Consider the following 26101-nt stretch of genomic DNA (forward strand, 5'->3'; position numbering starts at 1 on the left):
TTGCGGCGCAAAATCAGCAGCACACGGCCTTGTGAAACCAAGCCGCGTCACCGGTGTTTTGTTGGCGTCGCAAGGCTGCCACGACTTGATGGTAGCTGTGCCTCAGCCCTCTCCCCACCGCGCCGGTCAACGAGAAAAACAATGACGACGATCAGCCCGCCTCATATCGCCACCAGGTCCTTCACCGATCCACAGGAAGCCTGGGAGTTTCTGGCCGAGATCTACCACCGCAACACCAGCTTCATCCGCGAGCATCTGGATGGGCTGGCGCATGGGGTGATCCCGGGCGGAAGGGTGCGGGCCTGCTATCCGCAGGTCGAGGTGCGCTCAACCAGCTTCGGGCGCGGGCGCTCCACCCTGCCCTATGGCTATCTGCATACGCCCGGCCTTTACCGCACCACCGTGACCGCGCCGGACCTGTTCCGCACCTATTTCCAGGAACAGTTCTCCGTCATCCTCAACAATCACGGCGGCACCATCGATATCGGGGAATCCGACACGCCCATCCCGCTGCATTTTGCCATGCCGCCCAATGCCCGGGTCGATGGCGAAGCGCTCAACGCCCTCGATATCCCCCTACGCGACGTGTTCGACGCCCCCGATCTGGCCAATGCCGATGACGAGATCGCCAATGGCACCTTTATTCCCCCCAAGGGCGGACCCTACCCGCTGGCCGCCTTCACCGCGCCGCGGGTCGACTATTCCTTGTTCCGGCTCAGCCACTACACCGGCACCGATGCGCAGCATTTCCAGAACTTCGTGATTTTCACCAATTACCAGTTCTACATCGATGAGTTTTGCCGGGTCGCCAAGGAGTATATGTCCTCCGGGCATGCCCAATATGATAGCTTCATCGAGCCGGGCAATTTCATCACCAACAATGTCCGGCTTGGCGGCGAAGTTTCGGGCACCCCGGTCGCTCGCGCCCCGCAGATGCCCGCTTACCATCTGACCACGGGCAGCAGCCGCGGCATCACCATGGTCAATATCGGCGTTGGCCCATCCAACGCCAAAACCATCACCGACCACATCGCCGTCTTGCGCCCCCATGCCTGGATCATGCTCGGCCACTGTGCGGGCCTGCGCAACTCGCAGGAACTCGGCGACTATGTTCTCGCCCATGCCTATGTGCGCGAAGACCATGTGCTCGATGCCGACCTGCCGCTCTCGGTCCCCATTCCGGCCCTTGCCGAAGTGCAGGTCGCTCTGGAACGGGCCGTGGAGGAAATCACCCAGCTGGAGGGGCTCGAAACCAAGCGCATCATGCGCACCGGCACTGTTGCAACCTTTGACAATCGCAACTGGGAGTTGCGCGACCAAGCCGAAATTACCCAGCGCCTCAGCCAGTCCCGCGCTGTCGCCCTCGATATGGAATCGGCCACCATCGCCGCGAACGGCTTCCGCTTCCGCGTCCCCTATGGCACGCTGCTTTGCGTGTCCGACAAGCCACTCCATGGCGAGCTGAAACTGCCCGGCATGGCTTCGGACTTCTACCGCACCCAAGTCAACCGCCACCTGCTGATCGGCCTGCGCGCCATGGAAATCCTGCGTGACCAGCCCGCCGAGCGCCTCCACTCCCGCAAACTGCGCAGCTTCGTGGAAACGGCGTTTCAGTAGAAGGACTCTTGCGCCACTAAAGTGAACACCAGATGCGGCTTGCATCTCCCTCCCCCTTGAGGGGAGGGACCGAGGGAGGGGGTCCCCGTGGAACCCACCTGCCCCCCAAAAGCCCGATTGTCACCCCGGCCCTGAGCCGGGGCCCACCTCAGGATGACCCCCGGCTCAACACCGGGGTGACACCTGTGGTAGGACGAGATTCACATTGAACCACCACAACTCGCCCCATCGCCTCCCTCCCCCTTGAGGGGAGGGATCGAGGGTGGGGGTGCAGGCGGTTCCGCAATCGCATAGCGCGGAAGACGCCCGAAACCCTACTGCTTGCCCGTGCCCGGCTCGGCCATCTGCCGGTGCCGTTCGGCCAGCGCACCCTGGGGCAGCACATTGCTCATCAGCGCCTGCATCTTGTTGGCAAAGCCCGACACTTCATGCCCGTCGCCGCGCATCATCGCGTCATACCCGGCCTTGGCCACCATTACCGGATCGTCCTTCTTGTCGGTGGCGACCTTGGTGTCCAGCATGTCGGCCACTTCAAAGAAGTTGGTGTCCGTCGGCCCCGGCATCAGGAGGGTGATCGTGACATCGGTGTCCTTGAGTTCGTTGCGCAGCGCATAGGCGAATGAATCCACATAGGCCTTGGTCGCGTTGTACACCGCCTGGAAGCTGCCGGGCAGCAAACCCCCGATCGAGCCGGTGATCAGCACTTTCCCCGCATTGCGGTCGCGCATGTCGCGCACGAACTTGTGCAGCAGATAGGTCGTGCCGATGACATTGACGTCGATCACCTGCTGGATGTCGGCGAAGTCCTGGTCAAGGAATGCCTTGCCGAGCCCCCGGCCGGCATTGGCCATCAGCACATCAACCGGTCGCCCGAGCGCGGCCACAGCGGCATAGAGCTCATCGACCCCTTCATAGGTCGAAAGGTCCGCCTGCACCCCCTCGACGCTGCCACCGAACTGGCGCAGCGTTTCGGCGGCGTCGTCGATGTCGGATCCGTCTGCGGCGATAACAAGATTATAGCCCTGCTCGGCGCAGTGCTTGGCGAGTTCGAAACCGATGCCAGAAGAGGCGCCGGTGACGACGGCGAGTTTGTCAAATTCGGCCATGTTGAACTCCGGTGTTGTTTCGGGGATCAACGATGGCCGAACTCGGCTGTTCCGCATTCTTAACGTTGCGTCAGGACCCGTTCAGGATCCGTTCATCATTGTGGCGATTAGCGGCCCTTGACCACCGAGAAGCCGGCATATTTGGCCGAAGTGCCCAGCTGCTCCTCGATGCGGATCAGCTGGTTGTACTTGGCGAGACGGTCCGAGCGCGACAGCGATCCCGTCTTGATCTGCCCGCAATTGAGCGCCACGGCAAGATCGGCAATGGTCGAATCCTCGGTCTCGCCGGAGCGGTGCGACATCACCGAAGTGTAACCTGCACGATGGGCAGTATCGACGGCGTTGAGAGTCTCGGAGAGCGAGCCGATCTGGTTGACCTTGACCAGGACGGAATTGGCGACACCCATCTTGATGCCCGACACGAGGCGCTCAGTATTGGTGACGAACAGATCATCGCCCACCAGCTGTACCTTCTTGCCAATGGCTTCAGTCAGCGCCTTCCAGCCATCCCAGTCATCCTCGGCCATGCCGTCTTCGATGGAGATGATCGGATAGCGATTGGCCAGATCTTCCAGGAACCGCACATTCTCCTCCGAAGACAAAGTGCGACCTTCACCTTCCATCGCATATTGACCGTTCTTGAAATACTCGGTCGCGGCGCAATCCAGGCCAAGGAATACATCCTCACCCGGCTTGTAACCCGCCTTTTCGATGGACTTCATAATAAAGCCCAGCGCTTCATCTGCCGATTTCAGGTTCGGCGCAAAGCCACCCTCATCGCCCACCGCCGTGTTATGCCCCTCGGCCGAAAGACCTTTCTTGAGGGTATGGAAAATCTCGGCCCCAATCCGCACGGCGTCGGACAGGCTCTCCGCACCCACCGGCAGGATCATGAATTCCTGCATATCGATAGGGTTATCAGCATGTTGACCGCCATTGATGATATTCATCATCGGCACGGGCAGCACATGCGCGTTCGGGCCACCGATATAGCGATAGAACGGCAGCTCGCTCGACTCCGCCGCCGCCTTCGCCACAGCCAGCGACACACCCAGAATGGCATTGGCGCCCAGCCGGCCCTTGTTGTGGGTGCCATCGAGCTCGATCATCGCCTGGTCGACGGCGATCTGGTCGAGCGCATCCATGCCCTGGATCTCGTCAAAGATCGCGGTGTTGACGTTCTCGACCGCCTGCGTCACGCCCTTGCCCAAGTAGAGCTGCCCGCCGTCGCGCAGCTCGACTGCCTCATGAGCGCCCGTCGAAGCGCCCGAGGGTACCGCTGCACGGCCAAAGGAGCCGTCATCAAGCACCACATCGACCTCTACCGTGGGATTGCCACGGCTATCATAGATCTGGCGGCCGGTTACGTGGATGATCGAAGACATGGAAAGCCCTTCCCTCGGCGGTTTTACTTGCTGGCCCTGTTCCTAGACGTCGGGTGTGACAAGGAAAAGGGCCCGGAGTAAAAAAAGCCGATGGGTGGTCGCTCTAGGCCGACTTGACCGGCCCGGCCACATGTTCGGTGCGATCGCGCTCCGTGGTCGTCGCCATGTCCAACACCTTCTGCAGATTGGCGGCGTGGCGGAACGAGGGCTCCTGGTTGGCGCCATCGCGCACCGCTTCGGCGAACCGCCGGTAGTTGGTCGGCACCGGGTCGACCTCGATCTCGCGCCAGGTGGCGGTTTCGGCGTCATCGCCCAGGCATGCCATCAGCTTGGGATGATGATTGAGGTCGGAGATATCGAGCCCACCCTTGTCGCCATAGATGCGCAGCCGCAGGTCATTGAGGTGCCCGGTAGCCCAGCGTGTGGCGTGGATCACGCCCATCGCACCGTCCTGCATTTCAGCCGTCATGACAAAGGTGTCGTTGGCATCGAGCACATATTCGCCGATCTGGTTGTCCTTGGCCTTGCCAAAGGTTTGCAGGCGGAAAAACACGTCAGCGAAATCGCTGCCGACGACAAAGCTCGCAAAATCAAGGATGTGGATCCCGATGTCGCCAAGAACGCCGTTGGAGCCATGTCTGCTCGACAGGCGCCACAGCCAGGTCGGCGAAGTCCGCCAGTCGCCCCAAGCTTTGGACACGAGCCAACTCTGTAGATAGCTCGCTTCAAAGTGCTTGACCTGGCCGATGGCGCCGGCCGCCACCATCCGCTGCGCCGCTTGGATCTGGGGTACGTTGCGATAGGTAAGATTGACCATGTTGACGAGGCCCAGCCGCTCGGCTGTTTCCGTCATCTCAAGGGCCTTCGCATAGTTGGTGGACAGCGGCTTTTCGCAGAACACATGCTTGCCCGCGGTCAGCGCCGCCATGGTCGTCGGGTAATGCACGCTGTCGGGTGTGATGTTGGAGATAGCGTCGAACTCGCCCCATTCAAGCGCCGCGTCGAGCGAAGCAAAGCCCCGCGGAATATCGTGCGTTTCCCTGAATGCCTGCAGCCGGTTCGGGTCGGTATCGACCGCGCCTACCAGGTCCACACCTTCGACCTCGCGGAACCCTTTGACGTGGAGCCTGGCCATGCCGCCGGTTCCGAGAAGCAATAAACGCATGGAAACACCTTTGTTGTGCGCAGATTGTTGCCTTGCCCCAACCCTTCGGCGCCCGGAAGGGTTGCGATCAAATGCAGCCACAAAGGACGACAACCGCCTGCGCCGGTCAACTGGACGAAATGCCATTCTCTGCGGCTTTTTACGTTTTTGTACCGGGCTCACCGCCCTTGATTTGCCGCGCTTTGGATGAAGGCTCCACCCATGATCCGAACCATGCTTTTTGCGGCCTTTGCCGCCTTCAGTTTTCCCGCCGCGGCGCAGGAAGATCTTGCCCAGATACTCACCACGGCCGAGCAGCTGGAGCCGCTCGAGACTGTAATCGTCGCCCAGCATGGCGAGGTTCTTGCCGAGCGTGGCTATCGTGGCCACAGCGTGACGGATCCGACCAACATCAAGTCGGCGTCAAAGACGATCCTCGCGACGCTGGTCGGCATTGCCATCGAGCGTGGCGTGCTGGAGGGCGTTGATCAGCCCATCGCCACCATCCTCGATGAAGAGCTGCCCGACGATCCAGATCCTCGCCTCGAGCGGGTCACGATCGGCAATCTGCTGTCCATGCAGGCGGGGCTGCAACCCACATCGGGGCCGAACTACGGTCGCTGGATCGCGAGCCGCAACTGGGTGCGCGCAGCGCTTGATCAACCTTTTGCCGACGAGCCCGGCGGCCGCATGCTCTACTCCACCGGCTCGAGCCATCTTCTATCAGCGGCGCTAACCGAGGCCACGGGAGAAACGACACTCGCGCTGGCCCGCGACTGGCTCGGCGGGATCGAGGGTTTCTCGATCGCCGGGTGGGAACGTGACCCGCAAGGCATCTATCTCGGTGGCAACGAGATGGCGATGAGCCCGCGCTCGTTGCTGGCCTTTGGCGAGATGATCCAGCGCGGCGGCGTCACCGCGGATGGCGAGCGCATTGTGCCTCAGGGCTGGATCGAGCAGTCCTGGGTGCAACGAACCACGTCAAGGTTCAACTCGGATGGCTATGGCTATGGCTGGTTCCTCACCCGCATTGCGGACGAGGATGTGCGCTATGCCTGGGGCTATGGCGGGCAGATGCTTTATCTGGTGCCGGCGCTGGGCCTCACCGTGGTCATGACCTCGGATGCGAGCCTGCCTGCCGCGAGCACCGGGCACCGGGATGATCTCAAAGCGCTGCTAGCCCAGATTATCGCCGCCGTACGCCCGGCTTCGCCAGGCACGCCCTAGTCCTCGAGCTTGTGACCCTCGAGGCGCCGGGCAGCGAGTTCCGCTTCGGCCTTGCTCTTGTTCTTTTCGGCCTTGGTGCGGCCGAAAAGAATTCGGTTCTGCTCCGCCTTGACGGCGTCATCCTCGCGCGCCTTGCGCTTGCGGGCCGTACGAAGATTGACGATCTCGGCCATCCGCTAGGCTCCTACACCAGGCGGCTTTGATCGATGGCTGCCGCGATGAAGCTGGCGAACAGGGGATGGGGCTCGAAGGGCTTGCTCTTGAGCTCGGGATGGAACTGCACGCCGATAAACCAGGGGTGATCGGTGCGCTCCACGATTTCTGGCAGCTTGCCATCGGGCGATACGCCCGAGAACAAGAGGCCGTTCTTTTCCAGCAGCTTGCGGTAGTCCATGTTCACTTCATAGCGGTGACGGTGCCGCTCGGAAATGTGCGTGGTGCCATAGATATCAGCCACACGGCTGCCGCGAGTCAGCTGCGCGGGATAGGCACCCAGCCGCATCGTGCCGCCCAAGTCGGTGTCGCTTCCGCGCACTTCCTTGTTATTCTCGCGCGTCCATTCAGTCATCATACCAACGATCGGCTCCTTGGTCGGGCCGAATTCGGTGGAGGACGCATTCTTGATGCCGGCAGTGTTGCGCGCCGCCTCGACGCAGGCCATCTGCATGCCAAAGCAAATGCCGAAATAGGGCACATCCTTGACGCGGGCAAAGCGGGCCGCCTCGATCTTGCCGGCCGAGCCGCGCTCACCAAAGCCGCCCGGCACCAGGATGCCGTGCACATGTTCCAGGTAAGGCGCGGGGTCATCGCGCTCGAACACTTCCGAATCGATCCACTGCAGGTTGACCTTCACCCGGTTGGCAATGCCACCGTGATTGAGAGCTTCCGAGAGCGACTTATAAGCGTCCTTCAGGCCGGTATATTTGCCGACGATGGCGATGTTGACCTCGCCCTCAGGATTGTGGAGGCGCTTGGAAACCTCTTCCCAGGCCTTGAGGTCCGGCGCGGGCGCATCGGCGATGCCGAAGGCAGCGAGCACTTCGCGGTCCAGACCCTCGTGGTGATAGGCCAGCGGCACGTCGTAGATCGAACCGACATCGAGACCCTGGATCACCGCCGATTCGCGCACATTGCAGAACAGCGCGAGCTTGCGCTTGTCGCTATCGGGAATGGGGCGATCGCAGCGCACCAGGAGCACATCGGGCATGATGCCGATGGAGCGCAATTCGGCCACCGAGTGCTGGGTCGGTTTGGTCTTGAGCTCTCCCGCCGAGGGGATATAGGGCATCAAGGTCAGGTGCAGATAGCAGGTATCGCCACGTGGCAGGTCGTTGCCGAGCTGTCGGATCGCCTCGAAAAACGGCAGCCCCTCGATATCGCCCACGGTGCCGCCGATCTCGACGAGGACGAAGTCGAAGTCCTCATTGCCATCGAGGACGAATTCCTTGATGGCGTCGGTCACGTGAGGGATGACCTGGACGGTGGCGCCCAGGTAATCGCCGCGCCGCTCCTTGGCGAGAATGTCCGAATAAATCCGGCCGGTGGTGATGTTGTCGCGCTTGTTGGCCGAACGGCCAGTGAAGCGCTCATAGTGCCCCAGATCCAGGTCGGTTTCCGCCCCGTCATCGGTCACGAACACTTCGCCATGCTGGGTGGGCGACATCGTGCCCGGGTCCACATTGAGGTAAGGATCGAGCTTGCGCAGCCGCACTTTGTAGCCACGCGCCTGCAGCACAGCGCCCAAAGCCGCTGATGCCAGACCTTTACCCAAAGAGGAGACCACGCCTCCGGTGATGAATACGTACCGAGCCATGGGCGTTCACCTTACTCAAACAGCGATTCGAATCAAAGAGCGCCTTTGCGCTCTCCACAAAAGAAGAAGGGGATGTTGCCATCCCCCTGTTCGGTTCTGCCTTGCGGCTTAGTTGGCGGGCGGGGCCGCCGGGGCCGTTGCCGGTGCCTCGGGCACTGGCAGGTCCGTAGCGGGAGCCGCTGGGGCCGAATTGTTCTGGGGCGCTGCCGGAGCGGGCGCGGTTACCGGATCGGAGCCAGCCGGCGCAGCCGGATCGTTTGCAGGTGCTGCGGGCACAGGCAGGTCGGATGGGGTCGAGCTTTGCAGCGAATTGAGCGCATCCAGCACGCTGGTGGGCGCGGTGCCGTCCGGGGTCTGCGCCGCACGCTCGAGAATGCCCGAGCTGCCGCGATCCACTTCGTTGAGAATGGTCAGGCCAATGGCGGTGGCGAAAAACAGTGCGGCGAGAATCGCCGTGGTGCGGGTCAGCAGATTGGCCGAGCCGCGGGCCGTCATGAAGCCGCCGCCACTGCCCCCGCCGATTCCGAGCGCGCCCCCCTCGGAGCGCTGCAGCAGGATCACCGCAATAAGCGCCAACACGATCAGGAGGTAAGCAACAATGAGGACGTTCGCCATCGATCTCAGTTTCGGTCAAGCAAAAGATGGGGCGTTCTACACGCCCCCTCGCGCAAATGCCAGACGCTTGCGCCGCTTTTCAGCGCAGCATCCGGATCGGCTCATACCGCCGAGATAATGGTGTAGAAGTCCTTTGCCAAGAGGCTCGCGCCACCGACCAGCCCGCCATTCACATTCTCGATGGCCAAAATCTCGCGCGCATTCTGCGGCTTCATCGATCCACCATAGAGAATCCGGACGGTCTGACCGTCCTCACCGAACCGCTCCACCAGCAACTGGCGGATGCGGTTATGCATGGCAGCGATCTCTTCATTGCGCGGGGTGCGGCCCGTCCCGATGGCCCAGACCGGCTCATAGGCGATGACGCTGCCGTGCTCGGCGCCAGCATCGGGGACCGAGGCGGCCAGCTGCGCTGCAACGACGCTCTCGGCCTCGCCGCTGTCTCGCTGAGCTTCGGTTTCGCCGACACAGATGATGGGCTTGAGGCCCGCCGCGATCGCCGCCTCGGCCTTGGCGCGAACCAGGTCGTCGCTTTCCCCGTGATCGGCCCGCCGCTCGGAATGCCCGACAATCACATATTGCGCGCCGGCATCGGCGAGCATCGCGGCCGACAAATCCCCTGTATGCGCGCCCGACGCGGCCTGGTGGCAATCCTGCCCGCCGGCCATGATGCCGCTGGTCGCGCCCCGGTTGGCAACGGCGTGAAGAATGGTCGCAGGCGGGCAAATCACCACCATGGCACGGGGGGCATCGCCCGAGGTCATCAGACTGGCCAGCTCTCCCAACTGGTCGATCGTGGAGCGAAGCCCGTTCATTTTCCAGTTGCCAGCGATCAGGGGGGTGATGGTGCGGGTCACTCTTGTATACTCCTGCCTCTTGCACCGGAGCGGGCTTTGCCCTAACCCCGGCAGTCACTAACTCTAGTAGTACCCCGCCTTGCCAGCGGTAAAGCCCTGTATCTCGTGTAGCGGAACGCCCCACATGCTCGATAGTTTGCGTTTGTTTGCAAAATCCTGGATGGGCAAGATCCTAGGGGCCTTCCTCCTGGTGGGGCTTGCGGGCTTTGGCATCAACAATGTCATCACCGACCTGGGCGGCAGTACCGTTGCTCGCGTTGGCGATGAAGAGATCAGCTCGCGCGACTTCCTGCGCGCTTATCGCGGCCAGCTTAACCAGATCGCCCAGCAGATCGGCTCGATGCCCACGCTCGAACAAGCCGAGAGCTTCGGCGTTCCGAGCCTGGTGCTGCAGTCCCTTGCGCAAGAGGCGGCCCTTGATGGTCTTGCCCACCGCATGGGGCTTGGTGTTTCCGAGCAGAAGCTGAGCGAAGTCTTGCGGGAAGACCCCAATTTCAGCGGCACGCTGGGTACTTTCGATCCCGCGGTCTTCCAGCAGGTGCTGCAGCAAAATGGCATGTCGGAGTCCGAGTATTTCGAGGATCAGGCCGATTCGGCGCGCCGCCAGCAGCTGGCGCTGTCGCTCTTCGGCGACACCATCCTGCCCCCGACCGCTGCCCAGATGCTCAACCGCTACATTGCCGATCAGCGCACCGTCGATTTCTTCGTGATCAGCGACACCAATGTGCCAACGCCCCCGGTGCCAACCGAGGAAGAATTGGCCGCCTATCTCGCAGAACACCAGGCCGAGTACCGCACCGTTGAAACGCGCCAGGTGCAGATCCTTGCGCTGTCGCCTGCCTCGCTCGCCGCAACCAAGACGATTTCAGACGAGGCGGTTGCCGCTGAATATGAGCGCACCAAGGATAGCCTGACCACGATCGAGCGCCGCAACATTCAGCAGGCCGTTCTGGCTTCGCCCGAACAAGCCGCGCTGTTTGAAGCGGGTGCCGCCTCGGGCCGCCCCTTTGCCGATGTGGTGGCGGAAGCCGGCCTCACCGTCACCGATCTTGGCACTCGAGGGCAGGCCGAAATCACTGACGCCACGCTGGCCGAAGCCGCCTTTAGCCTGCCGGCCGGCGGTTACCGAGTGATCAGTGGCGTGGCGGGCCCACGTGTCGTGCATGTGCAGACCATCGAAGCGGGCGGTCAGACCAGCCTGGAAGAAGCACGTGAACAGATTCGCGAGAATCTCGCCCTGGCCGAAGCACGCAAGGAAATCGCCGAAGTGCTCGACCAGGTCGAGGAACTGCGCGCCGCCTTCCGGCCGCTCAGCGAAATCGCCGAGCGCTTTGGTCTTGAGCTCTATCAGGTAGGCGTTACCCAAAGCGGGGCAGAACTCGCCGTTATCGCGAGCTTGCCCGAAAGCGAGCGTCCGCGCGTGGTCCAGTCGATCTTTGCCGCCCAGGAAGGCAATCTCACCCCCGCCATCTCGCTGGGCGCCAATAACAATATCTGGTTCGACCTGGAAGCCATCGGGCCAGCGCGCGACCAGACCCTTGATGAAGTGCGCGATGCGGTCGTCGCCGCGATCACCGCCGAGCGGATCAACGCGGCGATCGCCACCGAAGCCGAGGCTGCGGTTGATCGCCTCAGTGCCGGCGAGCCCCTGGCCGATGTTGCCGCTTCGCTCTCCGTGTTCCCGCAGTTGAGCCCGCCCTTTAACCGCGGTGGCGCCGAGGGCACGTCCGTGGATGGCCTCGTTGCGGCGGCCGCCTTTGACGGCGGCCCCGATCATCATGGCGTGGCCATCAATCAGGCTGGTGAGACCGTGGTGTTCCAGGTGGTTGAAGCAGTTCCTGCCGAAGGCCCACTCAATCCGCAAACCAGCGCCAGCCTCGAGAACGAAGTGCGCGTCGGCTTGTTCGGTGATTTCGTCTCCGCCGTGCGAGATGAAGCGGGGCTGCGGGTCAATGAGCAGGCGCTCCAGCAGGCGCTGACCCTCTCCACGGCGCAGTAAGCTCTTTCGGGAAACACGATAGTGGCCAGCGACTTCACCCAGCAGTTTGCAGATCGCTATGATGGGGGTGAGTCCCAGATCGTCTGGCGCCGCATCGTGGCCGATCTCGAAACGCCGATCGGCACCTATCTCAAGCTGGCTCAGGATCGCCGCAACACGTTCCTGCTGGAATCGGTGCAGGATGGTTCGACCCGCGGCCGGTACTCCATCATCGGCCTGCTGCCAGATGTGATCCTCAAGGTTGAACAAGGCACCGCCTCGATCAACCGACAGGCCCAGCTTGACGCCACCGCCTTCGAGCCCCTGCCCGACCAGCCGCTCGACGCCCTGCGGCACCTCGTGGCCGACTCCCAGATCTCGGTACCCGAAGGCCTGCCGCCCCAGTCGGCCGGCATCTATGGCTTTCTGGGCTATGAGATGGTCCGCTATATGGAAGTGCTGCCCGACAGCAACCCGGACGATCTGCAACTGCCCGAAGCCATGCTGATGCGGCCCTCGCTGCTGGCGGTGTTCGATACGGTCAAGGACGAGCTCTATCTCACCGCGCCCGTTTACGTCCGCCAGGGGGTGACCGCCCGCCAGGCGCATGAAGCCGCGACGGCTCGGATCGATGACGCTATCGCCCGCCTCGGGCGGGCGCTGCCAACGACGCCGGCCGTACCCGACCTGCAGCATATTGCCGTCCAGAGCAACACCACGCGCGACGAGTATTTCGCCATGGTCGCCCGGGCGCAGGACTACATCGCCGCCGGCGATATCTTCCAGGTCGTGCTCAGCCAGCGTTTCGAGGCCGAGTTCACCCTGCCGCCGACCGCCTTGTATCGGGCGCTGCGCCGCACCAATCCCAGCCCCTATATGTATTTCCTCGATTTCGGGGATTTTGCCGTGGCGGGCTCCAGCCCCGAGATCCTGGTGCGCGTCCGCGAAGGCGAGGTCACCATCCGGCCCATCGCTGGCACCCGCAAGCGCGGCTCGACGCCGACCCGCGACCAGGAACTGGCGGCCGAACTACTGGCCGACCCCAAGGAGCGCTCCGAGCATCTGATGCTGCTCGACCTCGGGCGCAACGATGTCGGGCGCGTCGCCAAGACCGGGACCGTGCGGGTCACCGACAAGTTCTTCCTCGAATACTACAGCCACGTCATGCACATCGTCTCCAACGTGGTTGGCGTGCTCGATCCGCAATACGACTTTGTCGATGCGCTCGCCGCCGGCTTTCCGGCCGGGACGGTCTCAGGTGCCCCAAAGGTGCGCGCCATGGAGATCATCGACGAGCTCGAAAAGTCGCGCCGCGGCATCTATGGCGGCTGCGTCGGCTATTTCGGAGCCGATGGCACCATGGACACCTGCATTGTCTTGCGCACCGCCGTGCACAAGGACGGCAAGCTTTATGTGCAGTCCGGCGCCGGCATTGTGGCCGATAGCCAGCCCGCGCTCGAGCAGATGGAATGCGAAAACAAGGCGCGCGCCCTTTTCAGCGCTGCCGAGGAAGCGCTACGCTATGCCGGCGAGGCGAGGATCGGGCAATGAGCGGCAGCAAGACCAGCGTGGACCTCACGATGAGGTCGAACAATTATCGATGGCGGGGCTGGTTCTGATCTCTGAACCCTCATTCCCTATAGCTGCGCTGGAGCAGACCCATGACCCGCACGCTCGTTATCGATAACTACGACAGCTTCACCTACAACCTCGTCCACTATCTGGGCGAACTTGGCGCCGAACTCACCGTGGTGCGCAACGACAAGATCACCCCCGACGAGATCGAAACCATGGCCCCCCAGGCTATCGTCCTGTCTCCCGGGCCCTGCACCCCCAACGAAGCCGGCGTGTGCCTGGCGGTGATCGACCGCTTCAAGGCGCAGATCCCCATTCTGGGCGTATGCCTTGGTCATCAGGCCATCGGGCAGGCCATGGGCGGCGACGTCGTGCGTGCGCCCGAACTGGTGCATGGCAAGACCAGCGCCATCAACCACACGGGCGAAGGCCTGTTCCGCGGTCTCAACTCACGCTTTGAAGCCACGCGCTACCACTCGCTTGTGGTTGAACCGACCACCCTGCCCGCTACCCTCAAGGTCACCGCCACCACCGATGATGGCCTGATCATGGGCATGCAGCACGAAAGCCTGCCGGTACATGGCGTGCAGTTTCACCCGGAAAGCATCGCCTCCGAGAACGGGCACGCGCTGTTGCAGAACTTCCTCAACCTCGCTCGCGACTTCAACGGAAAGACCGCCTGATGGACATCAAGCAGGCGCTGGCCAAGATTGCTGACCGCCGCAATCTCACTGGCGAGGAAATGCGCTCGGTGATGCGCACCATCATGGCCGGTGAAGCCACGCCCTCGCAACTTGGCGCTTTCCTCATGGGCATGCGCCTCAAGGGCGAGTCGGTAGGTGAGATCGCCGCCGCCGTGTCGATCCTGCGCGAGCAGATGGTGACGGTCGACGCCCCCGAACACGCCATCGACATTGTCGGCACCGGCGGTGATGGTGTTGGCACGCTCAACATTTCGACAGCCAGCGCCATCGTTGTTGCCGCCGCCGGCGTTCCCGTCGCCAAGCACGGCAACCGCGCCTTGTCGTCCAAATCGGGCTCCTCCCAAGCCCTTGAAGCCCTCGGCGTCAAGCTCGACCTCACCCCTGCCGAAATCTCGCGCTGCATCAACGAGGCCGGGATCGGCTTCATGTTCGCGCCGTCCCATCATCCGGCCATGCGCCATGTCGGCCCCTCGCGCGCCGAAATGGGCGTGCGCACCATGTTCAACCTGCTCGGACCGCAGTCCAACCCAGCTGGCGTACGGCGCTATATGCTCGGCGTTTATTCCCCGGAATGGGTGGAGCCGGTCGCCGCCGCGCTTCTCGCCAACCGGGCGATCAAGGCTTGGGTGGTGCATGGTCGCGATGGGCTGGACGAGCTTACGGTCACTGGCCCCTCCTATGTGGCCGAGATCGCTGACGGCAACCTTCACAGCTTCGAAGTCACCCCCGAAGATGCGGGCCTGTCGCGCCATGATCCCAATGACCTCCTGGGCGGCGAACCCGAATATAATGCCCTCGCCATCCACGCGCTCTTTGACGGCGCGCCCGGCGCTTATCGCGACATCGTTCTCCTCAACGCCGCGGCCTCGCTGATCGTGGCCGATGTGGTGAGCGATCTGCGCAGCGGCGCCGCCATGGCCGCCGAAATGATCGACAGCGGCAAGGCCCGGGAAACCCTCGAGCGCCTCGTCGCCATCTCCAATGGAACACCCCCATGAGCGATATTCTCAAGCAGATCGAAGCCTATAAGCGCGAGGAAATCGCCGCGGCCAAGGCCCTGCGCCCTTGGGACGAAGTGGTTGCCGCCGCCCATGACCAGCCCCCACCACGCGGCTTTCTCACCGCCATCAAGGCCAAGCGCGCCCGCGGCGAATACGCCTTGATCGCCGAGGTCAAGAAAGCCAGCCCCTCCAAGGGCCTGATCAGGCCCGATTTCAACCCGGCAGAGATCGCGCGCGCCTATGAAGAGGCCGGCGCGACGTGCCTGTCGGTCCTCACCGATCAGCCCTCGTTCCAGGGCTCGCCGGCGTTTTTGCGGGAGGCGCGCGACGCCACCGCCTTGCCGGTCCTGCGCAAGGATTTCCTCTTCGAAACCTACCAGGTCGCCGAAGCGCGCGCTTGGGGGGCCGACTGCATCCTCATCATCCTTGCCGCTGTTGGCGACGATGTGGCCCGCTATCTGCTCGATAGCGCCCGCGAGTGGGGCATGGATGCGCTGGTGGAAGTGCACGACCAGCTCGAGCTCGACCGGGCGCTGGCGCTCGACGCCGAGTTCATCGGCATCAACAACCGCAATCTGCGCACGTTCGAGACCCGACTCGATACCTCGGTCAACCTTGCTGGCGGCGTGCCCGCGGGCAAGGTGCTGGTCAGCGAAAGCGGCATCAACGGCCACGAACACCTGCAGCATCTCGACCGCACCGCCGGCATCGGCACCTTCCTTGTCGGCGAATCGCTGATGCGCCAGGCCGATGTGGTCGCCGCCACCCGCGCCCTCCTGCAGGGTACTCTCCAGGCCGCCCATCCATGAGCGAGCCGCAGCTGACCCATCTCAACGAGCGCGGGGAAGCCCATATCGTTGATATCGGCGACAAGGCAGTCACCCGCCGCCGCGCCCTCGCCCAGGCGGTGATCAGCGGTCGGCCCGAAACCATTGCCGCCATCATGGGTGGCGCCCTCAAGAAGGGCGACGCCCTGGCCGTCGCGCGCGTCGCGGGCATCATGGCAGCCAAAAAGACCGCCGAGCTCATCCCTCTTTGCCACCCCATCCCGCTCACCAAGGTCAGCGTCGAGATGGAGGCGCGCGAGCCCGGCGCCATCACCATTCTTGCGACTGCCGAAACCACCGGCCAGACCGGGGTGGAAATGGAAGCCCTCGTGGCGGCCTCCACCGCCGCGCTCACGCTTTATGACATGGCCAAGGGCATTGACCGCGAGATGGTTATCTCCGCGATCTGCCTGCTCGAGAAATCGGGCGGCAAGTCCGGCGATTTTCAGCGGGCGCCATGAGCCTGCTCCCGGTTGAAGACGCCCTCACGGCCATTTTCGCCCGCGTGCCGCCCGCCCGCACCGAGTCGGTGCCGCTGGAAGCTGCCGCCGGCCGGGTGTTGACCGAGCCCCTGCTTGCCCGTCATGACCAGCCGCCCTTCCCTGCCAGCGCTATGGACGGCTATGCCGTGCGCGCCGCCGATATCGTGCCGGGCGCGAGCCTTGCGGTCGTGGGTACCGCCCAAGCCGGCGCCGGTTTTGGCGCGGAAGTCGCCCCGGGCACCTGCGTGCGCATTTTTACCGGGGCGCCCGTGCCCCCCCGCGCGGATGCCGTGATCATGCAGGAGGAAGCGACCCGCACCGGCGACCGCGTCAGCTTTGCCGCCCAGCCTCCCATCGGGCGTAGCATTCGCCCGCTTGGCGACGATTTCCGCCAAGGCCAAGAGCTGATTCCGAGAGGCTCTCGCCTCACTCCCATGCAACTGGCCGTCGCGGCCGCCGCTAATTGCGCGACGCTGCCCGTCGCCGTGCAGCCGCGCATAGCGCTCCTTGCCACCGGGGACGAACTGGTGCTGCCCGGCGCCACGCTCGGACCGGGCCAGATCGTCGCCTCCAACAGCTTTGGTTTGCGGCCGCTGCTTGCGCCTTACGCCGCCGAGATCCGCGACTACGGCATCGCTCCCGACAACCGCGCGGCGCTTGCCGAGCGCCTCGCCGCCATCTTTGCCGAAGCGCCCGATTTCGTCATCACCACGGGCGGCGCCAGTGTTGGCGACCATGACATCGTGCAGGAAATCCTGCTGAGTCTCGGCGTCCAGCTCGATTTCTGGCGCATCAATATGCGCCCGGGCAAGCCGCTTATGTTCGGCACAATGGCCAAAACCCTGGTGTTTGGCCTGCCTGGCAATCCGGTTTCGGCCATGGTGACCGCCGCCGTCTTCATCAAGCCGGCGCTCCGCCGCTGGCTCGGCGTCGCCGAACCCGCCCGCTGGCACCTGCCGCTTCTTGCGCCCACGCCGCCCAATACCGCCCGGCGCCACTTCATGCGTGCCCAAATGGTGCATTCAAGCCAAGGTGCGGGCTTGCTCCCGATCAGCGAAACCGATAGCGGTCATACCTCCTCGCTGGCCCGTGCCGATATGCTGCTGGTGCAGCCGGAGTACGATCCCGGACAACCCGCCGGCACCCTAGCTGCGGCCATTCCGCTGGACGGGTTCTAAGCAGAGCCAAAGAATTTTCTCCTGCGCCCTTGAGCGTTATTGCAGAACATAACTGGAACACCTATGCTCGTTCAGTCTTTGTTCCGATTCTGCGATTGAAGGGCTCCGATGCTGACGCGCAAGCAACATGAACTGCTGATGTTCATCCATGAGCGGATGAAGGAAAGCGGCATTCCCCCTTCGTTTGACGAGATGAAGGACGCGTTGGATCTGGCCTCCAAGTCGGGCATTCACCGCCTGATCACGGCGCTTGAGGAGCGCGGCTTCATCCGCCGCCTGCCCAATCGCGCGCGGGCACTGGAAGTGCTCAAACTCCCCGATTCGATGAACCCCGCGCTCGGCGGCCGCAAGGCCCGCTTCGAGCCCAGCGTCATCGAAGGCAATCTGGGCCGTGTTGCCGCTCCGCCGCCACGCTCGGGCTGGAGCGATGATTATGTGCGCCCCGTCGCGGTCCCGGTCATGGGCCGGATCGCCGCCGGTACCCCCATCGAGGCCATCCAGAGCCACTCCCACACGATCTCGGTGCCGCCCGAGATGCTTGGCCCGGGCGAGCACTATGCTCTGGAAGTGCGCGGCGATTCGATGATCGATGCGGGCATTTTCGATGGCGACACTGTGCTGATTCGTCGCCAGGATGTTGCCGGGACCGGCGAGATCATCGTTGCGCTGGTGGATGACGAGGAAGCCACCCTCAAGCGGCTGCGCCGCAAGGGCAACACCATCGCGCTTGAAGCGGCCAATCCCGCCTACGAAACCCGCATCTTCCCGCCCGACCGCGTCAAGGTTCAGGGCCGCCTCGTGGGCCTGCTGCGTAAATATTGACCCCGAGGGTCGAAAAACTCTGTCCCGTTCTGCTGCGGGTGGTGGCGCAAGAACGCCAGTGCTTGGCGTTCAGGCATCCTTTGGCTGGCTTGCAGCTGGTGAAAGGAACGCGGGAAGGCTCCGAGCCGATGGAAGTCGGTGCTCTGCGCGAACTCGCAGAGGAGTCAGGCCTCCAGGCAGAGGCTTTGCGCACGCTGCCATCCAGCAATTCCATTGCAGAGCAACAGCTTTGGCACTTCGTTGTGGTGAGTGCCGCCGCTCCCGTCCCCGAACACTGGTGTTACTTTACGCAAGATGATGTTGGTCATTGGTTCGAGTTCTTCTGGTGGCCACTCGAGCGCCAACCCGGACCCGAATGGCACCCCATGTTTCAGCGCGCCCTCGCCCATATAGGTCGCCACGCCTGAGCCCTGAGTTGGCCAGGAACAAGCGTCTTCAACGGAGCTCGTTGACGCCCAATAGTCCTCATGAGCCGCACCAGACCAGCGCCTTTGTGCCCCCTCCTTCACCCTCCCCCTTGAGGGGAGGGCCGGGGTGGGGGTTCAGTCCCCTCCTCCGCGAGTGACGTTAGACCCGGCTGGCCACCTCCAGCGTGCAATCCGCTCAAGCCCCATGCCCCCCGACAATAACTTATCCCCGCCCCCGCCGATCGCCCGCATAGTCTCCTCATCCGCGCACCCAAGCGAGATCATGACGAGTGGTTGGTGCGTGGAGGCTGGAGGATCGTGGGTCGCCGCGATCCGGCCGGTGTCCGCAAGAGCCGTGGACCTCTATCGTCCGGTGGTCTTGGGTGAAGAATCGCGATGGCAGCTGCACTGGCCATCGGAACCCTGATGTGGCGCAGGCAGCGGTGCCCGCCAGGGTTTAGTTCAACATCCGCGGAATCTGGCATGCGCCGCAGGAGGGAGCGGGCATCGGCACCCAGTCGCTGTTGGCGAGGCGGAGCTTCCGTTTTGCGCAACGTTTTTTGAGGCAATGCCTCGCCAACGCCGCTCCCAACCGGAGGCCTCGTGCCGACCGGAGTTTCGCCGTGCCTTGGAAACAAAAATCCCCGCCGAAGCGGGGATCTCGAAGTCGTTGGGGCTCAAGCCCTAGTGGTTGTCGCGCGGCACGCCATAGGTCTGGGCAATGCGCTGGTAAGCCACTGCTGGCTTGAGTACGGCGCCATTGCCAAGCTGGTCGACCAGCCCGCGCTGGATTTCCTGCCAGGGCGTCTGGTGCGCGGGGTACTTGTAGCCGCCCGCTTCCGCCAGTTCTTGCCGGCGCGTCGCAATCTCGGCGTCCGAGATCAGGATATCGGCGGTGCCATTGTTGAGGTCGATACGCACCCGGTCACCCGTGCGTAGGATGGCCAGGTTGCCGCCCGCTGCCGCTTCAGGCGAAGCGTTGAGGATCGAGGGCGAGCCCGACGTGCCGGATTGGCGCCCGTCGCCGATACAGGCCAGCGCGTGGACGCCCTTCTTGATGAGGTAGGCAGGGGGCCGCATATTGACGACTTCAGCCGCCCCCGGATAGCCGATCGGGCCCGCGCCGCGCATGAACAGCAGCGTGTGCTCGTCGATATCGAGGGAGGGATCATCGATCCGGTGGTGATAGTCCTCAGGACCATCGAACACCACGGCCTTGCCCTCGAACATGCCGGGATGCTCGGGATTGGCAAGGTAGCGCTCGCGGAACTCGGGCGAGATCACGCTGGTCTTCATGATCGCGTTGTCGAAGAGATTGCCGCGCAGCACCAGGAACCCGGCTTCTTCCTTGAGCGGCTGCTCGAACGGGCGGATCACCTTCTCGTCCTGGATGGGGGTGTTGCGGCAGTTCTCGCCGATGGTCTTGCCGTTGACGGTGGGTGCATTCTCACGGATCAGCCCCTGCTTCATCAGCTCGTTGACCACCGCCGGCACGCCGCCCGCATGGTAGTAATCCTCGCCGAGATATTCGCCGGCCGGCTGCAGGTTCACCAGCAGCGGCACCTTGTGCCCATAGGTCTGGAAGTCCTGCAGGTCGAGCTCGACACCGATATGCTTGGCGATCGCCTGGATGTGGATCGGGGCGTTGGTCGACCCGCCAATCGCGGAATTGACCACGATGGTGTTGATGAAATTGTCCTTGGTCATGATGTCGGAGGGCTTGAGGTCCTCATGCACCATGTCGACGATGCGCTTGCCCGTGCGATAGGCCATTTCCTGGCGATCGCGATAAGGCGCGGGAATTGCCGCCGAACCCGGCAGCTGCATGCCCAGCGACTCAGCCAGCGAGTTCATCGTGGTTGCCGTGCCCATCGTGTTGCAGAAGCCGGTGGACGGCGCCGAAGACGCCACCAGCTCGATGAACTGCGCATAATCGATCTCGCCGGCCGCCATCATCTGGCGCGCCTTCCACACAATGGTGCCTGAGCCGGTGCGCTCGCCCTTGTGCCAGCCATTGAGCATGGGGCCGACGGACAGCGCGATGGCGGGGATATTGACCGTCGCCGCACCCATCAGCATGGCCGGGGTGGTCTTGTCGCAACCAATGGTCAGCACCACGCCATCGAGCGGATAGCCATAGAGCACTTCCACCAGCCCGAGATAGGCCAGGTTCCGGTCGAGACCAGCGGTCGGGCGCTTGCCGGTTTCCTGGATCGGATGCACGGGAAATTCGATGGCAATGCCGCCCGCTTCCCGGATGCCTTCGCGCACGCGTTCAGCCAGAACGATATGATGGCGGTTGCAGGGGGAAAGGTCAGAACCGGTCTGCGCGATGCCGATGATGGGCTTGTTGCCCTGCAATTCCTCGCGCGATACGCCGAAATTCATGTAGCGCTCAAGATAAAGCGCGGTCATGTCCGGGTTCTCCGGATTGTCGAACCAGGCGCGCGAGCGCAGCTTCTTGGGCGCGCTGCCCTGCCCATTGGGGGAAGAGAAGCTGTTGTCTGCCGTCATTACCTTATTCCTCAATAGTTCCGCCGAGGCGAATACAGGCTGCTGTTTGCTACAGTTCTAGCATGTTAGTTGCAGGAGTGAACGCCAATCCTGTTGGATTTCGTCGCCCCTTGCGCTCGCAGGGCAACCGGGCGGCGTCGAATCGGCTAGGCGCAGGCCAGCGCAGCGACTAGGTTTGCCCGAAAGTGCGGGGCGGACTGCAAGAGGGGCAAGCATGAGTGAATTTGTGGATTGGGTCGGGGTTGATTGGGGCACCTCCAACCTGCGGGCTTGGGGCCTGAGTGCCGACGGCACGGTGATCGTTGCGCGCAAATCCGATCAAGGCATGGGCAAGCTGACGCGCGACCAGTATCCAGGCGTGCTCGAAACCTTGCTCGATGGTCTAGTCGGCAACAACGGCGGTGCGCTCGACGTATTGATCTGCGGCATGGCCGGCGCGCGCCAGGGCTGGTTCGAAGCGCCTTATTTGGAAGCGCCAACCGATTTGCGCGGCCTGATTGACGGCGCAGTGCGCCCGCCCATGCCCAACAATCACCTGGCCCCGGCAATTCTGCCCGGTGTGTGCCAGAAGGCCGGCGGCGACAATGTGATGCGCGGCGAGGAAACCCAGCTACTGGGCCTCGCGACCCTGCGCCCCAATGCCCATGGCGTGGTATGCATGCCCGGCACCCATTCCAAATGGGTCAGCATGAATGGCACCCGCATTGAGCATTTCTCCACCGCAATGACGGGCGAGCTCTTCGATCTGCTGCGCCATCATTCGGTGCTGCGCTATTCGCTGACTGAAGACAGCAATGGGCCCGAGCGCGCCGAAGGCTTTGCCGCGGGTGCAGAGGTCGGCCTCGAGCGGCCCGAACAGCTCACCAGCGAGCTCTTTGCGGTCCGCGCCAGTTCGCTCCTGTCCGGCCGTCAGCCCGGTTGGTGCACCGGCTATCTTTCGGGCCTCCTGATCGGCACCGAAATTGGCAGCCGCCGTGCGCTGATCGGCGAACAAACCGTTCCCTTGATCGGCGCCCCCGCGCTCTGCGCCCTTTATGCCGAGGTGCTCGGCATGATCGGGGCACAAGGCGAAGCCGTGGATGGAACCGAAGTGGTGCTCGCCGGCCTTAAAGCTGCACGTGCCTTTATCGTCTGATTGGAGACCCCATGCCCCACCGCCACCTCATCGCGATTCTGCGCGGCATTACCCCGCCCGAAACGCTGGATGTGTGCCACGCCCTTGTTGCGGCCGGCATCACCATGATCGAAGTGCCCCTCAATTCCCCCGACGCCCTGACCAGCATTGCGCTGGCGGCCGAGGCGCTCGGGGATGACGTGATGGTGGGTGCGGGCACCGTTCTGAACAAAAAGCAGGTTTGGGCCGTCGCCGATGCCGGCGGCACCTTTATTGTATCCCCGGATACCAACCGGTCGGTTATAGAAGAAACGGTGCGCATTCAGCTGGGCTCCTATCCCGGCGTGTTCACTCCCAGTGATGCGTTCAAGGCGATCAAGGCGGGCGCCACCGGGCTCAAGTTTTTCCCCGCTGAAGTTCTGGGCCCGCGCGGCATCAAGGCGATGAAGGCGGTCTTGCCGCCCGAGCTGCCGCTTTACGCGGTGGGCGGCGCCAAGCCGGACAACTTCGGCGAATATTTCGCCGCCGGTTGCAGCGGTTTTGGCCTGGGCACCTTTTTATACAAGCCCGGCAGCACCCCCGCCGAAGTCGGCCAGCGCGCCGCCGAGGCGGTATTGGCTTATGATGGAAGGACTACAGCGTGACGCAAACGGCGAGCCTGCTGATCGACAGCAAATGCGCATTGGGCGAGGGCCCATTCTGGCACCCGGACCGCCAGCAGCTGTTTTTCCTTGATATCAACAATCAAAAGCTCTTCGCCACCTCAGCTCGGGGCAATGTCGAAGTGAGCTGGAGCTTTGACGAGAACGTCGCCGCGGCTGGCATCATCGATGCCGACAACCTGGCACTGGTCACCGAAACCGGGCTCAAGCGCTTCAATCTACAGACGGATGAGCAAAGCCTCATCATTCCGCTCGAAGCAGACGATCCGCTGACGCGCGGCAATGACAGTCGGGTGCATCCCTCGGGCGCCTTCTGGATTGGAACCATGCGCAAGGAGGAAGAAGCGCCGGGCGGCAAGCTCTATCATTACCGCGCGGGTCAACTGAGCGTGCTGCGTTCCAACGCCTCGATCCCCAACGCCACCTGCTTCACGGCCGATGGGCGCACCGCTTACTGGACCGATACCCCCACCAAAAAGATTCTCAGGGTACAGACCGATCCGGCCACCGGCATGCCGGTCGGGGAATGGTCGCTCTTCGCCGATGTCTCGGACGGCCGCGGCTTCCCCGACGGCGCGGTGGTTGATAGCGAAGGCTATCTGTGGAATGCGAAATGGGGCGGCGGCTGCGTCGTGCGGCATGCGCCGGATGGCTCGATCGACCGGATCATCGAAGTGCCGGTCTCGCAGGTCACCTGTCCTGCCTTCGGCGGCCCCGATCTCAAGACCCTCTTCATCACCACCGCCGCCAAGAATCTAAGCGCTGAACAGCTGGCTGCCGAAAAGGTGGCCGGCGGGGTCTTCTCGATCCAGGTGGATGTGCCCGGCATCCCGGAGGCGCGCATCGTCCTCTAGCCTGCCCCTTATTGTGACCTCACGCGCCAGGGGCGCGTGAGGTTGGGCACGGCAGTCCGCACGACAAAGCGCTGCTCTCCATCCTCCCATTTTAACCAGTGCACGCCGCCCCTTGCGAGATCGTCGCGGTCGATCACCTGGGCCTGCGCCCGGCAGGCAATCGGCGCCCGCAACCGCGTCACCACCAGATCGTGGCGGGCGCAATCTTCGGCGAAGGCGCCGACATCACGCACCACCGCCACCCCAAATTGCTCCGTCGCGACCACGCAACCGAGGCTGTCGCAGCGAGCCGCGTCGATGACGGGCGCAATTTCTTCCTGGTAATGTTGACCCCAGACGTCAACGGCAAAGCTGCCTGCCCGGCCGGTAAGCAGCCCCAGCCCGGTCTCGCTGCGCACCGCGACGGCTTGGGTCGTATCGGCAACCAGCACATCGGGGCGCTGATCGAGACCAAACAGCAAGATTAATGGGATCGCCGCCACCGGAGCAAGGAAGCGCCACCGGCTGGGAAAGAACGCAAACCAGGCGAGCGCCGCTAACCCCAGCAGCAAGGCGGTTGAGGTCAGCAGCGGATTGCCGGTGAGCCCCTCGCTCCAACCCGCCACGAGGACCGCGCCGTCCACCATGCGATCGATGCCCCAGCCCATCACCGCAACAAACGGCGCTTCCAGCCCGAGCGGCATCAGCAATACCGAGAGGACGCCAAAGGGCATGATGACGAGGCTGACCACTGGCAACACCAGCACATTGCCGATCACCCCCAGGGGTGCGGTCTGCTGGAAATGATAGGCCGAGAACAGCAAGGTGGCGGTGCCGGCGATGACGCTGGTCAGGGCGGCGGTCCCCACCGAGACGATGAGACGGGCAATACCCGCCCGGTGCACCGAGGGGGTTCTTCGGGGCAACTCATAAATGCCGATCAGCGCCACCACGGCTGCAAAGGACAGCTGGAAACTGGCCCGAAACACACTGGCGGGATCGAGCAGGATCACCACCAGCGCCGCAATGGCAACATTGCGCATGGTCAACGCCCGCCGCCCCGCCAGCACCGCGCCAAAGATCAGGGCCAGCATGATAGTCGAGCGGAGTGCCGGCACATTGGCCAGCCCGCCCGCCAGCAGCAAATAGCTGAAAGCCGCAGCAATTCCGGCCACCGCCGCGAGCTTCTTGACCGGCCAGCGCACGGCCAAACCGGGAAGGCTCGCCAGCAACAGCCGCACCAACCAGAACACGCCGCCCGCGACGATCGACAGGTGCAGCCCGGAAATCGAATAGATATGCGCAAGGCCCGAAGCTGCCATCACGTCACGCGTTTCGTCGGTAATCGCGCTCTGATCCCCCACCACCATAGCGCGGGCAATGGCGGCCGAGGCGCCTTCCATCTGTTCGTCCAGCCGGGCGCCGATCGCACGTCGCAGATCCTCGACCGAACGGCCCAGATTGAAGTCCGTCGCCTCAGCGACACGCGTAATCGCACCAGTTGCATTGCCATAGGCGCCGATCCCCGCAAAATAGGCGTGAAACTGCCCGTCAAATGCGCCGGGCAGCACTGGCCCCGGCACTGGCGCCAACCGCAACTGCCCCCGAACGGTGTCACCCGGTTGCAGCGGCGGCTCGGCCGGGATCAGCAATCGCGCCTTGTTGATCGGCGCCGATGGCGCTTCTCCCAACGGCCGCAAGGCTGAAACCACGACGCGGCGATCCTCTTGCGTCGCCGAAAGGATCTCGTCGATGACTGCCTCGTATTGCCCGTAAAGGGGGAACGGCAGCATGCCCGTTCCCCACAGCGCGCCATGAACCGGGAGAAGGCAAAAACCGCCCCAGAAGGCCGCAAACAACACCGCCAGCCGCAAGGCCGCCAGATTGCGCAGCGCCAGGCACGCCCCTAGGCAAGCGGCCGCGCCGACCGCCCCGAGTGCCGAGCCCGCCGGTTCAAACGGCACGCCCGCATAGCTGACCAGCCCGGCAATGGCAGCAAAAGGCAGGAGCACAAACACCCGTCGACCCGCCAGGGCCGCCTCCAGGGCGCGGACAAATAATAGACGTTTGGTTGCTACGACGGCGGGCAATAGCTTGGGCGAGGGAAGGATCGGGCCAGCCTGCACCGGCACCGGCGCAAGCTCCCGCGTCTGCTCCAGCGCCCCCGTGCCCTGCACCGCGGCGTCCCCTCTACTTGCGCTCGTGCTACCCTATGCTACACACGCTACCAAACCTCGTCC

At 63.5% G+C, this 26101-nt stretch carries 23 protein-coding genes; 14 read left to right on the forward strand and 9 right to left on the reverse strand.

The features are described from left to right. Positions 1-141: 141 nt before the first annotated feature. A complete protein-coding gene (locus tag AC3YMN_RS09910; RefSeq protein ID WP_489889906.1) occupies positions 142-1617 on the forward strand; it encodes an AMP nucleosidase in 1476 nt (491 codons plus the stop codon). A 314-nt stretch (positions 1618-1931) separates the two neighbouring features. On the opposite strand, the gene AC3YMN_RS09915 is transcribed toward AC3YMN_RS09910, so the two are convergent. From AC3YMN_RS09915 to AC3YMN_RS09925, 3 genes are all read right to left on the reverse strand, one after another. Next, positions 1932-2723: an SDR family NAD(P)-dependent oxidoreductase gene (locus AC3YMN_RS09915; protein ID WP_489889907.1), complete on the reverse strand. Its 792-nt coding sequence runs from the start codon at positions 2721-2723 to the stop codon at positions 1932-1934. 107 nt (positions 2724-2830) lie between these two features. Further along, a complete protein-coding gene (gene eno, locus AC3YMN_RS09920) occupies positions 2831-4108 on the reverse strand; it encodes a phosphopyruvate hydratase (RefSeq protein ID WP_489889908.1) in 1278 nt (425 codons plus the stop codon). 103 nt (positions 4109-4211) lie between these two features. Next, a complete protein-coding gene (locus tag AC3YMN_RS09925; protein ID WP_489889909.1) occupies positions 4212-5273 on the reverse strand; it encodes a Gfo/Idh/MocA family protein in 1062 nt (353 codons plus the stop codon). A gap of 201 nt (positions 5274-5474) precedes the next feature. Here AC3YMN_RS09925 and AC3YMN_RS09930 point away from each other — a divergent pair, with 201 nt between their 5' ends. Then, the gene (locus AC3YMN_RS09930) at positions 5475-6479 is read left to right on the forward strand and encodes a serine hydrolase domain-containing protein (protein WP_489889910.1); all 1005 of its coding nucleotides are present in this window, start codon (positions 5475-5477) and stop codon (positions 6477-6479) included. On the opposite strand, the gene AC3YMN_RS09935 is transcribed toward AC3YMN_RS09930, so the two are convergent. The 4 genes from AC3YMN_RS09935 to tpiA form a co-directional block, all read right to left on the reverse strand. Then, a complete protein-coding gene (locus AC3YMN_RS09935) occupies positions 6476-6652 on the reverse strand; it encodes a DUF4169 family protein (protein ID WP_489889911.1) in 177 nt (58 codons plus the stop codon). The genes AC3YMN_RS09930 and AC3YMN_RS09935 overlap by 4 nt on opposite strands. A gap of 11 nt (positions 6653-6663) precedes the next feature. After that, on the reverse strand, positions 6664-8292 hold the full coding sequence (pyrG, locus tag AC3YMN_RS09940; RefSeq protein ID WP_172123332.1) for a CTP synthase: 1629 nt from the start codon (positions 8290-8292) through the stop codon (positions 6664-6666). Between the two features lie 108 nt (positions 8293-8400). Further along, positions 8401-8907, reverse strand: a complete 507-nt coding sequence (secG, locus tag AC3YMN_RS09945) for a preprotein translocase subunit SecG (protein WP_489889912.1) — start codon at positions 8905-8907, stop codon at positions 8401-8403. Between the two features lie 101 nt (positions 8908-9008). After that, positions 9009-9764: a triose-phosphate isomerase gene (gene tpiA, locus AC3YMN_RS09950; protein WP_489889913.1), complete on the reverse strand. Its 756-nt coding sequence runs from the start codon at positions 9762-9764 to the stop codon at positions 9009-9011. A gap of 124 nt (positions 9765-9888) precedes the next feature. On the opposite strand from tpiA, the gene AC3YMN_RS09955 reads away from it, so the two are divergent. The 9 genes from AC3YMN_RS09955 (at position 9889) to AC3YMN_RS09995 (ending at position 18738) form a co-directional block, all read left to right on the forward strand. Next, positions 9889-11763 carry a peptidylprolyl isomerase gene (locus tag AC3YMN_RS09955; protein WP_489889914.1) on the forward strand — a complete coding sequence of 625 codons (1875 nt, stop codon included), beginning with the start codon at positions 9889-9891 and terminating at the stop codon, positions 11761-11763. 18 nt (positions 11764-11781) lie between these two features. Beyond that, entirely contained in the window at positions 11782-13293 is a 1512-nt protein-coding gene (trpE, locus tag AC3YMN_RS09960) for an anthranilate synthase component I (protein WP_489890189.1), read from the forward strand. Between the two features lie 110 nt (positions 13294-13403). Further along, complete coding sequence (locus AC3YMN_RS09965) at positions 13404-14000, forward strand: anthranilate synthase component II (RefSeq protein WP_127753084.1); 597 nt, start codon at positions 13404-13406, stop codon at positions 13998-14000. Further along, positions 13997-15019, forward strand: a complete 1023-nt coding sequence (gene trpD / locus AC3YMN_RS09970) for an anthranilate phosphoribosyltransferase (protein WP_489890190.1) — start codon at positions 13997-13999, stop codon at positions 15017-15019. The genes AC3YMN_RS09965 and trpD overlap by 4 nt, the downstream gene beginning before the upstream one ends. Further along, positions 15016-15831 carry an indole-3-glycerol phosphate synthase TrpC gene (trpC, locus tag AC3YMN_RS09975; RefSeq protein ID WP_489889915.1) on the forward strand — a complete coding sequence of 272 codons (816 nt, stop codon included), beginning with the start codon at positions 15016-15018 and terminating at the stop codon, positions 15829-15831. The genes trpD and trpC overlap by 4 nt, the downstream gene beginning before the upstream one ends. Next, positions 15828-16310, forward strand: coding sequence for a cyclic pyranopterin monophosphate synthase MoaC (gene moaC / locus AC3YMN_RS09980; RefSeq protein ID WP_489889916.1), 483 nt, complete (start codon positions 15828-15830; stop codon positions 16308-16310). Before trpC ends, moaC begins: the two co-directional genes overlap by 4 nt. After that, positions 16307-17509, forward strand: coding sequence for a molybdopterin molybdotransferase MoeA (locus AC3YMN_RS09985; RefSeq protein WP_489889917.1), 1203 nt, complete (start codon positions 16307-16309; stop codon positions 17507-17509). Before moaC ends, AC3YMN_RS09985 begins: the two co-directional genes overlap by 4 nt. 108 nt (positions 17510-17617) lie before the next feature. Beyond that, entirely contained in the window at positions 17618-18331 is a 714-nt protein-coding gene (gene lexA / locus AC3YMN_RS09990; RefSeq protein WP_127753079.1) for a transcriptional repressor LexA, read from the forward strand. 98 nt (positions 18332-18429) lie between these two features. Beyond that, on the forward strand, positions 18430-18738 hold the full coding sequence (locus AC3YMN_RS09995) for an NUDIX hydrolase (protein WP_489890191.1): 309 nt from the start codon (positions 18430-18432) through the stop codon (positions 18736-18738). A gap of 684 nt (positions 18739-19422) precedes the next feature. Here the strand turns inward: AC3YMN_RS09995 and AC3YMN_RS10000 are convergent. Continuing rightward, positions 19423-21252 carry an IlvD/Edd family dehydratase gene (locus AC3YMN_RS10000; RefSeq protein WP_489889918.1) on the reverse strand — a complete coding sequence of 610 codons (1830 nt, stop codon included), beginning with the start codon at positions 21250-21252 and terminating at the stop codon, positions 19423-19425. Between the two features lie 214 nt (positions 21253-21466). Between AC3YMN_RS10000 and AC3YMN_RS10005 the strand changes: the two genes are divergently transcribed. Genes AC3YMN_RS10005 through AC3YMN_RS10015 form a run of 3 tightly spaced genes read left to right on the forward strand, consistent with a single transcriptional unit; the run spans position 21467 to position 23882 of the window. Next, a complete protein-coding gene (locus AC3YMN_RS10005; RefSeq protein WP_489889919.1) occupies positions 21467-22387 on the forward strand; it encodes a 2-dehydro-3-deoxygalactonokinase in 921 nt (306 codons plus the stop codon). An 11-nt stretch (positions 22388-22398) separates the two neighbouring features. Beyond that, entirely contained in the window at positions 22399-23010 is a 612-nt protein-coding gene (locus AC3YMN_RS10010; RefSeq protein ID WP_489889920.1) for a 2-dehydro-3-deoxy-6-phosphogalactonate aldolase, read from the forward strand. Then, complete coding sequence (locus AC3YMN_RS10015) at positions 23007-23882, forward strand: SMP-30/gluconolactonase/LRE family protein (protein ID WP_210258540.1); 876 nt, start codon at positions 23007-23009, stop codon at positions 23880-23882. Before AC3YMN_RS10010 ends, AC3YMN_RS10015 begins: the two co-directional genes overlap by 4 nt. An 8-nt stretch (positions 23883-23890) precedes the next feature. Here AC3YMN_RS10015 and AC3YMN_RS10020 read toward each other — a convergent pair whose 3' ends face one another. Beyond that, the gene (locus AC3YMN_RS10020; RefSeq protein WP_489889921.1) at positions 23891-26038 is read right to left on the reverse strand and encodes a ComEC/Rec2 family competence protein; all 2148 of its coding nucleotides are present in this window, start codon (positions 26036-26038) and stop codon (positions 23891-23893) included. Positions 26039-26101: the final 63 nt, after the last annotated feature.

The organism is Devosia sp. Z11_6 (assembly GCF_058133665.1).